This window comes from Candidatus Chloroploca asiatica (assembly GCF_002532075.1).
Lineage (GTDB): Bacteria > Chloroflexota > Chloroflexia > Chloroflexales > Chloroflexaceae > Chloroploca > Chloroploca asiatica.
This window is the reverse complement of sequence record NZ_LYXE01000032.1, coordinates 1-12,100: the sequence shown is the minus strand read 5'-3', so window position 1 is coordinate 12,100 and position 12,100 is coordinate 1. Positions and strand designations below refer to the sequence as shown.

At 63.9% G+C, this 12,100-nt stretch carries 11 protein-coding genes; all 11 read right to left on the bottom strand.

All coding sequences use genetic code 11. The features are described 5' to 3' along the window. On the bottom strand, positions 1–1,313 hold a 1,313-nt coding region (locus A9Q02_RS02940; RefSeq protein WP_172450561.1), incomplete at its 3' end, for a formylglycine-generating enzyme family protein. 144 nt (positions 1,314–1,457) lie between these two features. Further along, positions 1,458–2,840, bottom strand: coding sequence for a hypothetical protein (locus A9Q02_RS02935; protein ID WP_097650874.1), 1,383 nt, complete (start codon positions 2,838–2,840; stop codon positions 1,458–1,460). Continuing rightward, positions 2,840–4,132: a protein phosphatase 2C domain-containing protein gene (locus A9Q02_RS02930; protein WP_097650873.1), complete on the bottom strand. Its 1,293-nt coding sequence runs from the start codon at positions 4,130–4,132 to the stop codon at positions 2,840–2,842. Before A9Q02_RS02930 ends, A9Q02_RS02935 begins: the two co-directional genes overlap by 1 nt. Positions 4,133–4,143: 11 nt before the next feature. Further along, positions 4,144–4,869: a VWA domain-containing protein gene (locus A9Q02_RS02925; protein WP_097650872.1), complete on the bottom strand. Its 726-nt coding sequence runs from the start codon at positions 4,867–4,869 to the stop codon at positions 4,144–4,146. A 10-nt stretch (positions 4,870–4,879) separates the two neighbouring features. Then, positions 4,880–5,197 carry a hypothetical protein gene (locus tag A9Q02_RS02920; RefSeq protein ID WP_097650871.1) on the bottom strand — a complete coding sequence of 106 codons (318 nt, stop codon included), beginning with the start codon at positions 5,195–5,197 and terminating at the stop codon, positions 4,880–4,882. 72 nt (positions 5,198–5,269) lie between these two features. Next, positions 5,270–7,834 (bottom strand): right-handed parallel beta-helix repeat-containing protein, encoded by a 2,565-nt coding sequence (locus tag A9Q02_RS25030; protein WP_097650870.1) that lies wholly within the window; start codon positions 7,832–7,834, stop codon positions 5,270–5,272. A gap of 258 nt (positions 7,835–8,092) precedes the next feature. Next, positions 8,093–8,755: a hypothetical protein gene (locus tag A9Q02_RS02910; protein WP_141508670.1), complete on the bottom strand. Its 663-nt coding sequence runs from the start codon at positions 8,753–8,755 to the stop codon at positions 8,093–8,095. A 30-nt stretch (positions 8,756–8,785) separates the two neighbouring features. Further along, entirely contained in the window at positions 8,786–9,931 is a 1,146-nt protein-coding gene (locus tag A9Q02_RS02905; protein ID WP_097650868.1) for a ThiF family adenylyltransferase, read from the bottom strand. A 12-nt stretch (positions 9,932–9,943) separates the two neighbouring features. Next, on the bottom strand, positions 9,944–10,687 hold the full coding sequence (locus A9Q02_RS02900; protein WP_097650867.1) for a hypothetical protein: 744 nt from the start codon (positions 10,685–10,687) through the stop codon (positions 9,944–9,946). Positions 10,688–11,023: 336 nt separating this feature from the next. Further along, entirely contained in the window at positions 11,024–11,284 is a 261-nt protein-coding gene (locus tag A9Q02_RS23550) for a hypothetical protein (RefSeq protein WP_141508668.1), read from the bottom strand. Between the two features lie 48 nt (positions 11,285–11,332). Continuing rightward, positions 11,333–12,100, bottom strand: a 768-nt coding sequence (locus A9Q02_RS24065) for a hypothetical protein (RefSeq protein WP_172450558.1), incomplete at its 5' end; no start/stop codon positions are given.

The following is a 12,100-nucleotide window of genomic DNA, read 5'->3' as shown; positions in this document are numbered from 1 at the left end:
AGATACGCTGCCTGCCATTCATCTTCCATTTGATACGAGTAGCTTTTGTCGTACCGGGTCGCGCACCATTCCCAGACATTGCCAGCCATGTCCAGCACGCCGTATGAACTGGCACCGGTCGGATACTGGCCGACTGAGGTCGTGCGTTTGTGTCCAGCTTCCTTGCTATTGCACCGCCCGGTCTCCCAGGCATTGCCCCAGGGCCAGATCCGCCCGTCAGGGCCGCGGGCGGCTTTCTCCCATTCAGCCTCGGTCGGCAGGCGAAAGGTGTGTCCGGTCTGCGCACTGAGCCAGCGACAATAGGCCACCGCCTCGAACCAACTCACACCCACAACGGGATGCTGCGCTCCGTTCCAGGTCGAGTCGTGCCACCACCGAGGAGTGACAATCTTTTCCTGCTCACGCCACGCCCAGCCCACCTTCGTCCAGTAGACGGGATTCGTATAGCCATCGCCCTCAACAAAAGGCCGGAACTGTGCGTTGGTCACGGGCGTCGTGCCAATCCAGTAGTCAGGCAGCGTCAGGGTGTGTTGCGGTTTTTCGTCATCATGCGCCATCCGATCCGCATCGCTGCTCCCCATCAGGAAGGGGCCAGCGGGCACGTGGCGCAGCGCGGGTACCCAGGGGGGCACGGCAGGGGCTTTGGCAACCGATGCCGTCGTCGGTACCAGCACGGGTTGGGTGCTCCAGGCAGCAGGTGTCTCCTGCCATTGCGCGATCACCGGCACTTCTAAGCTCGCCCCCGCTGTCACGAGCTTGAGCGTCGTCCAGAGCAGGCCGCTCGCCAGTGGGCGCACCTCAACGCGCAGACGGGTAACGCCAGCCCCAAACTGCGCTGGCGTCACCCGCACCTGGTCACTCTCGACAACGACATGGCCGGGGCCACCTTGGACATCCAGATCGTGTACGGCCCCCTGGCCGGAGCGAAGCATTCCAAAGTCCAGGGTCGCCACGCTGGTCTGCACGTGGCCAGAGGCGATGGTGGGGGGCGCAGCCTGAGGCGCATCTGCCCCACTGCCCGCCACCGAGGCAACCGCCAACATGACGGCAGCCTCGGGTAAACCACGCATGAGCAGTGCCTCAACGGTGGCTTGCCGCTGCGCTTCAGTTGGGTGTTGCTGTACCATCGTGAGCAGGCGGCTCCAGCGGCGGAGTTCCTCCAGGGCGTGTGGGTTCTCCTCCAGGCCCGCACCCAGCAACAGGGTGGACAGGCTGCTGTCGTTGAGCGGCAAGCTGCGGGCAAGCATACGGGCCAGGCTCCCCAGCAGCGGGACGAGTTGGGTGAGTTGGTCGGGCGCAAGCGAAGCGGTCATGGGCGTGCTCCCCAAGAAGCGAAGCGGTGTGACTATGGGCAATCCCAAGCTACCGGTCGGGAATCCTGATCGCGCCAAGAGCGCCCCAGGTTGCTTTGTCGTGCCAACTGATGCAGGTGACACCTTTCCAGATCAGCATGCAGGTTACTCTACCACGCGGGCTAGGCGTTTGCCATCCCCAAAGTTAAGCAACAAGCCGGGGCGAAGCGCTACCGAGGCTCCCCGGCCCACGCGGATACCACCCCCACCAAGCACCTGCCAAGGCATGTCGCTCAGGTTGCCCAACCGGTAGCACCCCTGCATGGCGTCCCAGATGGTCTGGCCCAGAATCGGGGCGCCACGCCTGGTGAAGGGTGGGAAGCGTCCGGGTTCGATCATATCGGCAAACAAGGGGAGCCCGTGATACAGTACCAGCGGGCGCACCGGCACATGTACGCCCTTTGCCCGCGCCTCCATCAACTCCAGAACGGCTGGGAAAGGTGGACGCACCCCGGTGCCACAGAAGGGACACTGGCGCTGAGGTTGGGGCTGACGCCAGTAGGCATAGAAGAACGATTGGCGACAGGATGGGCAACTCACCATCACATCGTAGGCCTCGGCCAGTGCCCGCTCCCACTCCACCGCCTGAGGACGTTTGGGAGGCTCGTGGAGTCCCTGGATCAAGGCCCGCTCGGTCAACTCCTGGAGCTTGGGTGTCAGCACCCGGTAAGAGAGCGCACCATTTTGAAAAAGCGGGGTGCCGACCTGGGGAAGAGCGTTACGACGATCGCTCGGGTGCTCGCTGAAACAGGCGTACTGCCCATAGCCGAGTTCATCATCACGCGTCTGATTCTCATCATCATAGCAGCGCTGTGTCAGCATCACATTGCGGAGCAACAGGATCCAGAGCACGAGCACGGCCACGCTGTGCCGATCAGTCAACTCATCGGGTTTGCTCTTCCCCATTATGACCTCGGGGGCGATGAAGCCGGGCAGGCCTTTCACCTGGGGAAGTAAGAAGCCCTTGACCACCAGGCCATCGAGGTCAATGACCACCACTTCACCTGTGACCGGGTTGGTCAAGAAATTTTTGAGATGGATGTCGGCGTGGGCCATGCCCTTGCCATGAAGCATCCGCGCTGCCGCCGCTGTGCCACGGGCGATCTTCAGATATTCAAGCCAACTACGTCCCTGCTTGAATTGAGCCACTGCGTCAATGGGACTGTAGATCAGCTTGTAGAGCGGGACGTGTGACGCAGGCACTCGCCGCGTGACCACCCCCATTGAGGGCTTGCCATCCACCTGCTGGACGATCCCGAGCGGCCAGGCCAGGAACTGCTCATCCTCGCCCAGGTTTTTGCCGAGATCGAGGATCTGCAAGAGCATCTTCTGCTTCTCAGGTGGGGCACGGTGGTAGATTTTGACTACGTACTGCCCATCGGTCGTAAAGTAGACGCTTCCCTCACCACCGTGGTGGGCCACCTGGCGAGGGATCGTCATCTGACTCGGCAACCCCCGGCTGCCCGCCAACAAAGTTACGGTTGCCATCAGTCCTCCCGTTGGGTAATGACGACCAAGGTGCGGTCGTCCCAGCTTCCCGTAACCTGATAAGTTGCGAGCCAGTTCAGCATGCCCGCTGCGGCCTGGACCGGGCTGGATGCCTGGAGGAGATTGCCTCGCACGGCCGTCGCCCAGTTGCGCAGGGTGTCCTGCTGTGACGAGTAGAGCAGATCACCCGAGAGGCCGTCGGTCATCACATACAACGCGATGAAAGGGTTGGCTTGAGATGGCTGCAACACCTTCGCCGCAAGGTATCGCTGGAAGTTGGGACGGTTCAACGTATAGACGCTTTGCCCATCACCTGGATCAGGCGCTGCGACCAACTCCTCAACCTCACCGCTGGCCCGCAAACCAAGCATTGCGCCGTCACCCACCTGTCCCACCGCACAACATCCAGTCTCACGATTAAAGAGCAGGGCCAGAGCAGTGCAACCGAGGTCGGAGAGTTCAAGGCCCAGCCTCTGGGCATGGTCACGGAGGCCAAGATGGGTCTGTTCAAAGGCCTGATTGATGACACCGAGCAGGTCTGGCTCGACAGGTGTTGCGGCCGTGTTGGGTAAGGTCGCTCTCTGGCTAGCGGCTGGTGTACCTGAAACTGGTGCCGAAGTAGGTGTCGGTTGCGGTCGACCGGGCGAGTGTTGCGCGGCAACCGGCGTAGTCGGTAGCATAGCCAGATCAGGTGACGCTACCAGGTCTCCCGCTGGCAGCCACCAACCCACTGAGCCTCCTTGCTGGAGATCATCGCGGAGCGGAGGGTCAACAACGGAAGGAGGACTCCCCGGAGCTTTTGTAAACAGACCGGAAAGCTGATCAATTCCCTTACCACGCCTCTTACCACGCCCCTTACCGCGCCCCTTATCGCGCCCCTTATCGCCAAGGGGCCACTTCAACTCGGCATCCTCAATAGCCGCAGGCGGCGCGAGACCTGTGGCGGCTGGATGTGTGAGGCCAGGCCGAGGGCTCGTACGCACCTCGCTCAGAGAAACGGCAAAGGGGCGCACCAGCAACGCGGAGAGGGCCTCAACCGCGTAGGTGGAACCATAGCGTGAGAGTGGGCGTGACCCCACGCCATCAGCCACGGCGACAGCCACCCAGGGGCCAAGCGAACGTACCATAAAGGCATCGTCGCGCGGCCACCCTCGTCCGAGGTGGAGTTGGCCGACCGCACTGGTACCGAGCACGAGATACGGTTCCACCAACGCATGGCCGAGTGACCAGAGCGGATGCGTATCGCCGGATGCCCCCAGTCCGCGATCACCAAAGATAAACCCGTTCAGCATGGTGGCATCTCCTACGCGATACGGATGAGATTCGAGAACTGTTGCATATCGGCGAAGGGATCGTCGATCGTAACGCCACTCTGAACCGAACTGACGATGCTTTGGGTGAGATATTGAAAGAGCGTCGCAAAAGACGCCTGATCGGTGCCCATGCGGAAGGCCATGCCCGTACTCATGGCTTTGAGGATCGTATCGTCCACATTGGGGCCGCAGCCAACCGCCACAATCGAACTGGGCTTGATGTGTCCTGTGGGGCGATTCGTCACCGCATCACGGGCGGGACGCCACAGACGATCAGTGAGGTGGCCGTTTGCATCCGTCGGGTAGCCATCGGTCAGGATAAAGACCCCCGGCTTCCAGTCACCCTTCTGTCCACCTTTGACGGCCCTCATCACGTCACGATCCATCGACTCGACCAGCCGGTGAAAAGCCAGATCAATGCGCGTGACGCCTGAGGCGACCAACTGTGGCGGCTGGAACGAACTGATGGGAACGAGACCTCCGGCGATCATCTGTACGTCACTATTGAAGGTGATAACTCCGACTCGCACAACATCGCGGGCGAAGGGATCGCTGGCTGTTTCCTGCTGAAACTGCTCCAGCCCTGCTTGCACAGCCTGGATTGGTGCACCGTTCATACTTGCTGAGGTGTCGAGCAGCAAATAGATGGGCAGGTGACGTTCGCCGCCCGCTGGCATGACACTAGCCCACTCGGGAACATTACTTTGCATGGTCATACGGTTTCTCCTACTCGTAGTGTCGTGATGGATGGGTACGGTTGGTCAATGCGGACTGCGCCTCGTGCTGTTGGTTGGTGCGCAGTGTCGCCAGTTCATCAGGGCGAGGCGTGGGCACGGGCGGCGCATGAACACTGGAGGGCAGTGCGGCAAGACCAAGCACAGCGAGCACATGATCGTCTTGTTGGGCCAGGGCTCGGATGCGCTTCAGCATCGTCTCGGCGTTCTGGTGAACGCGCCGATGCTGCGTGCGCACAGCGTCGAGGACAGACTGGCGCTGCCGACTGGCAGAGGGACAGGTCTGCCTGGCTTGCTGCTCGGCCTGCATCAGACGTCGGATCTCCTCGGCGCAGGGCTTGCCGTAGGTGTTGACTCTGATCCATCGAAGGAGACAACCTTTCTACCAGAGCTTCCAGAACTTCTTGCGCTGATCATGTATCTGTCGGTCATGATTGACCGTGCAATAATTGTCGCTGAGCGTGGGAGCAGCGGTGTCCGCCACAAAGATGCCGTACTTATTCCCCGTACAGGTATTCTGGCGAGCGGTGCCCCCCGCGCTGCCACCGTAGGCGATGCCGCAGCTCTGGTTCTGCTGGCAGGTGTTGGCCTCCAGCGTCGGCTGGGCCTGCGCATTGACAGAGATGCCGTGATATGTATTCCGGGTACAAGTATTCTGGCGAGCGGTGCCCCCCGCGCTGCCACCGTAGGCGATGCCGCAGCTCTGGTTCTGCTGGCAGGTGTTGGCCTCCAGCGTCGGCTGGGCCTGCGCATTGACAGAGATGCCGTGATATGTATTCCGGGTACAAGTATTCTGGCGAGCGGTGCCCCCCGCGCTGCCACCGTAGGCGATGCCGCAGCTCTGGTTCTGCTGGCAGGTGTTGGCCTCCAGCGTCGGCTGGGCCTGTGCAGTGACGCCGATGCCGTACGTATTGCCCGTGCAGGTATTCTGGCGGGCCGTGCCCCCCGCGCTGCCGAAGTAGGAGATGCCGCTCCGTTGGTTCTGCTGGCAGGTGTTGGCCTCCAGCGTCGGCTGGGCCTGTGCGCCAACCCCGATGCCGTTGTACGTATTGCCCGTGCAGGTATTCTGGCGAGCGATGCCCCCGGCACTATCAAGGTAGGCGATGCCCGTGTCTTTGTTCTGCTGGCAGGTGTTGGCCTCCAGGGTGGGTTGGGCCTGTGCGCCAACCCAGATGCCGTTGTACGTATTGCCCGTGCAGGTATTCTGGCGAGCGATGCCCCCAGCACTATCAAGGTAGGCGATGCCCGTGTCTTTGTTCTGCTGGCAGGTGTTGGCCTCCAGGGTGGGTTGGGCCTGTGCGCCAACCCAGATGCCGTTGTACGTATTGCCCGTGCAGGTATTCTGGCGAGCGATGCCCCCAGCACTATCAAGGTAGGCGATGCCCGTGTCTTTGTTCTGCTGGCAGGTGTTGGCCTCCAGGGTGGGTTGGGCCTGTGCGCCAACCCAGATGCCGTTGTACGTATTCCCCGTACAAGTATTCTGGCGGGCGGTGCCCCCCGCGCTGCCACCGTAGGCGATGCCACTCCACTGGTTCTGCTGGCAGGTGTTGGCCTCCAGGGTGGGTTGGGCCTGTGCGCCAACCCAGATGCCGTTGTGCGTATTGCCCGTGCAGGTATTCTGGCGAGCGATGCCCCCGGCACTATCAAGGTAGGCGATGCCCGTGTCTTTGTTCTGCTGGCAGGTGTTGGCCTCCAGGGTGGGTTGGGCCTGTGCGCCAACCCAGATGCCGTTGTACGTATTCCCCGTGCAGGTATTCTGGCGGGCAATCCCCCCCGCGCTATCACCGTAGACGATGCCACTCCACTGGTTCTGCTGGCAGGTGTTGGCCTCCAGGATGGGCTGGGCCTGCTCGCCAACCCAGATGCCGTGTGTTGCATTGCCGCGCACCTCGCACTGCCTGACCAGCCCGCGGGTTTGCCCACCCAAAGCGAGCCCGTTGCCTCCACGACGACTGGTCGCATCGAAGACCCCACCCGTAAAACAACAACGCTGGATCTCAAGCGCGCCCCCGCTCACCGCAACCACCGATGCCCAGGCTGTCCCAACGTGCACAAAGCTCAGGTCAGCGACGACGAAGGGGCCGTCACCGATCAAATGGGCCACGTACGCCTCGGCGGCGCAGTGCAGGCGGGTCTGCTCTTGACCATCACCGGTCAAGGTAAGCGGTTTGTCCACGACCAGCGGCTGGGCCAGCCGATACGTGCCTGCCGCCACATGCAGCACCCCCCCCGCCGGTGCGGCAGCAACCGCCTCGGCCAGGCGCACGCCCGCCTCGTCCTCGCTGGCCCCCGGCGTGACGACGAGGGTCACACCGGGTTGGGGCGCACTGGCGGCAGCCCACTGTGCTATCACCGGTACGTCGACCGTGGCATTCGCCGTCACCAGTTTGAGGGATGTCCAGAGCACCCCCCCCGCCAGCGGGCGGGCCTCAACAGACACCCGCGTGGGCGCTGCGCCAAACTGGCGCGGCGCGATGTGCAGGTACTCACTCTCGACCACAATGTGCCCGGGGCCACCCTGGATCGTGAGTTCGGCGACCACGGGCTGATCGGGCGCGAGGGTTCCAAAGTCCAGACTCGCTGGGTGTACCTGGAGTTGATCCGGGGTGGATGCTGTCGTCGTCGTTGCCGGAGGACTGGGGGAAGCAGGCAACCCCTCGATGACGGTGGCGACCGCCAGCAAGGTGGGAGCCTCGGGCAAGCCACGCAGCAGCAGGGTCTCAACGGTAATCTGGCGCAGGGTTGGTTGATGTTGGAGGGCATTGAGCAACCGGCCCCATCGCTGCAACTCGGCCAGGGCGGCCGGATCGTTCTCGAGTTCGACCCCCATCAGGAGCATCTGGAGCTCGGCGTCGTTGAGGGCGGCCCCCCGCGCCATCAGGCGGGCCAGGCTACCCAGCAAGGGACAGAGTTGGGTCAGGGTGGTGCTTGACAGGCTTGACGGCATAGGTGGGTCTTGATCCTTCACACGATAAGCCGAATAATGCTTCCACGTACAGTATAACAGGTCATCCGAACCAACATAACCAACGGTTGTTCTTTCATGTGCAAGTTGACCACGACTCTCAGCTCTGCTTTCATGCAGGTATGCTTGACGATCATCCCCAACGCCCACGACCAAGGCCAAGGATGAATATGGCACATAAAAAAGGGCCAGCGCCGTCCGGCGCTGGCCCTTCGTCATGCAGTGAAACGGGCGTCGCCACTACGCCGTCGCCTCCAGCGCGAGCAGGGTCACCGCGGCGTTGAGCGCCGGCGATGCGCTGAGCAGCCGGGCGGCGGCGGCGAGCCGTGCGGGGGGGATGGCGAGGCTGGGCTCGGTCTGGTCGTCGGGCTGGCTCGCCAGGAGTGCCTGGAGGTCAGTGTGGGCTTGTGCGGCGAGGGCTTGGCAGAGCGCGGTGCGCACGGCGGCGCGTTGCAATGGCGGAAGCTCGGGTAGCGCTGGTGGCGGTGTGATTTCCAGGCGCACCAGTGCTGCCGGCGTTGGCGGCATGGTGGTCTTCGCTGCGGGGCGCTGACTGCGTTTGTTGCTGCGCGCGGTGGTGATCGGGGTGGTTTCACGCGCTGGTGGCGCTGCGGCTGATGGCGGTGGGGCGATGGTTTCGCCCAGGTCGAATGGCATGAACGATAGGGTCTGGGTGTCGTCAGTGGGTGGTGGTGTCTGGGTCATGGGGATCCTCCGTTGATAGGGCGATTCATTCGTATGGTGGGTTTTTTGACGCACCGGCGCGAAGGTGCGGGTGGTTTTTTTGACGCAACGGCGCACCGGCGCAAAGGTGCGGGTGGTTTTTTTGACGCAGAGGCGCAGAGGCGCAAAGGGTTCATGCACCGACGCGAAAACCGGTGTACCGTTGCGCCGTTGCGTCAACACGGGTCAACCGGATGGGCACGGTCGTGGCTATTCTCGCTCTCGGTGATGGCCGGGTTCATCGGTCTGGGTGATCGCGGCGATGCTGAGCCCGCTGGCGTCGGCGAGGGTCGTGGCGGTGATCGTGGTCGAGCGCATCGTGAGCGTCGCCAGGTCGAGCGCGGTTTCGAAGGTGGTGATGCGTCGGGCGCTGATGATCTGGTGGAGATACTGGGCGGCTATGGCGGCCATGGCCTGGTTGATCATCAGGCTTTGCAGGCCGTCGCGCATGTCGGCTGCACAGTCGCCCTGGGGCTGGTTGCGCAGTCGGCTGGCTGTTGTCACCTCGCCCCGGTGGTGCGCGTTGCGTGGGGGACGATCAGGCGGTGTGTTGGGCAGATGATTGGTTGGCGTTACCTCGCCCTGGTGGTGCTGGTTGCGGGAGGGACGATCAGGCAGGGCGTTGGACAGGCGGTTGGTTGGCGTTACTTCGCCCTGGTGTTGCTGGTTGCGGGAGGGACGATCAGGCGGTGTGGTGGGCAGGCGGTTGGTTGGTGTCACCCCGCCCCGGTGGTGCGCGTCAACTGCCCGTTGATCCGCCGGTTCGTCGTGGAGCAGGTGCGGGTAGCACAGGGTTGGCGCCGGCAGGGCGGTGCAGATCCCGCCGAGGGCCAGGGCGCCGTGCAGTTGGCGCTGCTCGGTGGTGGTGCCCAGCAGGACTTTGCCCCAGTCGTGTTCGTTGCCGCTGTCGAGCCAGAGTTGCCAGCGTGAGCGGGCCAAGGCTTCGTGGAGCGCGCGCCGTCCGCTGGCGGTGTCGACGGCCCCGACGAGGATGCCGATGGTCTGGGCGGGTGGGGCCAGTTCGCGCAGCAGCGCGGCGGTCGCCATCTCCGGCACGGCGATGATGTCCAGGCCGAGCGCGGCGTTGAGGCGATCCGCCAGGGTCTGGGCTTTGTGGCGGCCCCGTTCGGCGGGGGCAAAGAGTTGGCGCCCGATGTTGGGTGCCTCGACGCGGTCGCCGTCGATGAAGATGAGGTGCAGCGGTGGGCTGCCACGCTCGCGCAGGTGGGAGGCCATGCGGGCGAGCGCGACGGCCAGATGGGAGCCGGTGCCACCACAGCCGACCAGGCCGATCTGGATGGGCTGGGTGGGCGGCAGGAGGTAGGGAATGGGTGTGTCGATGGTCAGGGTGTCCATGGCGTGATCCTCTCATTGCACCCCACGCCCACGCCAGGCTTCGCCGGAGAGCAGCCAGGCAAGGTCGTGTCCAGCCGGGACGAGATCGTCGAGCGGGTAGGGCGTTGCGGCGTTGAGCGTACGGTAGAGCACCATCACGTTGCGCGGCTTGCTCTGGCTGCGCTGCTGGGCGATGTGGTTGTTGAAGAACGAGCCTTCCAGGTAGAGATCAAGCGCACTCAGCATAGTCTCGGGCGCCCCGACCCCTCGCGGATCGGTGCTGCCCCAGCAGATCGAGCCGGGCTCGTAGGTGTTGGGGAACGGCGCGTGGTAGAGCGGTGTTTGCCGCTGCGGCCAGTCGAGCGTCGCCAGGGCGAAGATGCGGTAGTCGTGCCCGCAGCCGGCCCAGACGAGCGGCGGCGTCTGGATGGTGTGCGGCCGCGTGCGTCCGGTGATGCGCAGGGCAGCCGGGCGTGGCGGGATCAGGAGCACATAGTAGCGCTGGCCGTTCACGGTGCCGGTGCCCAGGGTGTTCGGCGGAAGCAACCCCGAACTCGTCGGGAGCTTGCCCAGCGCGGCGGCGAGGTCCTCGGCGCTGATCGGGTACGAGACCCAGCCCCGACCTTGGCGGCGCGTTAGGTAGATCGCGTCGGCAAAGATGCCGATCTGGATGGTGGGGGTGCGGTCGATGACCAGCGTCTGGCGAATCGGGCGCGGCGTGCGGCGCAGCCAAGGGCGGCGGCGAAGTTCGTCCGGTGGTTGTTCAGGCAAATCCATGAAGGGGTCTCCTTGATAGGCATAGGCTGGTTGGTTGACGCAAAGGCGCGAAGGCGCAAAGGTGCCTTTTGGTGCGTGGGGATAATCCCGGAGGCAGGGAAGACGGTTTTTTTAACGCAGAGGCGCAGAGGCGCGAAGGCGCAAAGGTATGTTGCTGAGGTCAGGCCGACGCATGCGCTTGGGGGGTGCCAGCGGGCAGGGATGTGTGGCAGTTGATCATGCTGGACGGTGTTGATCCCCCCCGAATCGGGGGTGATCATGCAAGATCCGGTTGAGGGCGTTCAGGGCATTGGGAGGCCATCGGCTGATCAGCGGTGATCTTGCAGCCTTGCAAGATCAACGAGTGGCGGCGGAGGCGATGGCCGCAGCTTGCCGTGGCCGTGAACGGCGCGGCTCATGGGTAGTCAAGGCCGCCTGCGAGGCCTGTGATCCAGCCGGCGCAGGCCGGCTTTGCCCGTTGTTGCCGAGGCGTTGACGCCGACGGTGGGGGCGGATGGGAGCGATCCGCGAGCAGAGCGGCCCCCGCCAACGGAAGATGCCATTGCCCGGTTGAGCATGCCAACCGGTGTTGATCGCCCCCGAATCGGGGGTGATCATGCAAGATCCGGTTGAGGGCGTTGAGGGCATTGGGACGCCATCGGCTGATCAGGGTTGATCTTGCAGGGCTGCAAGATCACCGAACGGCGGCGTTGCGGGAGAGGTGGCGGTGCATGGCGCCGTGGCCGCCTGTTGCACGGCCGTGATCACGGCACGGAGGACGGCTGGCTCAGCGGTGACAACGCGGTTCAGCAGGTGGTAGTGCTCGAACCAGCCGCGTGCTGCGGTCTGATCGGCCGCGATGGCGATCAGATCGTCGCTCCACCAGTCGAGGCCGCTGCCATTCATGTCAGCCAGTTCGTCCCAGCTGAGATCGGCGAACCAGTTGTCGGTACGGCTGAAAACGAAGCGGACGACCTGGCCGAGATCGATGGCGGTTCCGTCGGGAAGCGGGAATGGCTGCGTGCGCAATGCGGTGCAGAGGGCCTCCATGTCCGTGGTTGGCTCCAGGTGCGGCAGGTTCGCGAGGGCTGCGCTATGCGCTGGGCTGAGCGCCACCTGGTCGCCCCAGGCGGTGATGACGTCGTCCATATCGCCCAGCGTTGCGCTCCAGGCGGTGCGGTCGGCCATCGACCAGAGCACGGCGACGAGCAGGTTTCGGCCTTCGCCAAACAGCTCGTCCTGCTCGGTCGGGAGCCCGTAGACCTCCGGCCAGACCTCGTCCAGACCCCAGCCGTGAAATTCCTCCAGGGCGCTGCGCGCGTCGTCGTCGCTCAACGCTGGGTGAAGCACGCGGCGGGGATCGTCCGGGTCGATCGTCAGGACGTGGCTGTGGTCAAGCCAGATCTGCGGCTGGACGAGGGAGAAGAAGGCCTG

What these genes read in the sequence shown, in the direction of transcription:
- A9Q02_RS02900 (WP_097650867.1), bottom strand. Translation starts at nt 10,687, where the DNA reads ATGGATTTGCCTGAACAACCACCGGACGAACTTCGCCGCCGCCCTTGG.
- A9Q02_RS23550 (WP_141508668.1), bottom strand. Translation starts at nt 11,284, where the DNA reads ATGATCACCCCCGATTCGGGGGCGATCAACACCGGTTGGCATGCTCAA.
- A9Q02_RS02935 (WP_097650874.1), bottom strand. Translation starts at nt 2,840, where the DNA reads ATGGCAACCGTAACTTTGTTGGCGGGCAGCCGGGGGTTGCCGAGTCAG.
- A9Q02_RS02925 (WP_097650872.1), bottom strand. Translation starts at nt 4,869, where the DNA reads ATGACCATGCAAAGTAATGTTCCCGAGTGGGCTAGTGTCATGCCAGCG.
- A9Q02_RS02920 (WP_097650871.1), bottom strand. Translation starts at nt 5,197, where the DNA reads ATGCAGGCCGAGCAGCAAGCCAGGCAGACCTGTCCCTCTGCCAGTCGG.
- A9Q02_RS02905 (WP_097650868.1), bottom strand. Translation starts at nt 9,931, where the DNA reads ATGGACACCCTGACCATCGACACACCCATTCCCTACCTCCTGCCGCCC.
- A9Q02_RS25030 (WP_097650870.1), bottom strand. Translation starts at nt 7,834, where the DNA reads ATGCCGTCAAGCCTGTCAAGCACCACCCTGACCCAACTCTGTCCCTTG.
- A9Q02_RS02930 (WP_097650873.1), bottom strand. Translation starts at nt 4,132, where the DNA reads ATGCTGAACGGGTTTATCTTTGGTGATCGCGGACTGGGGGCATCCGGC.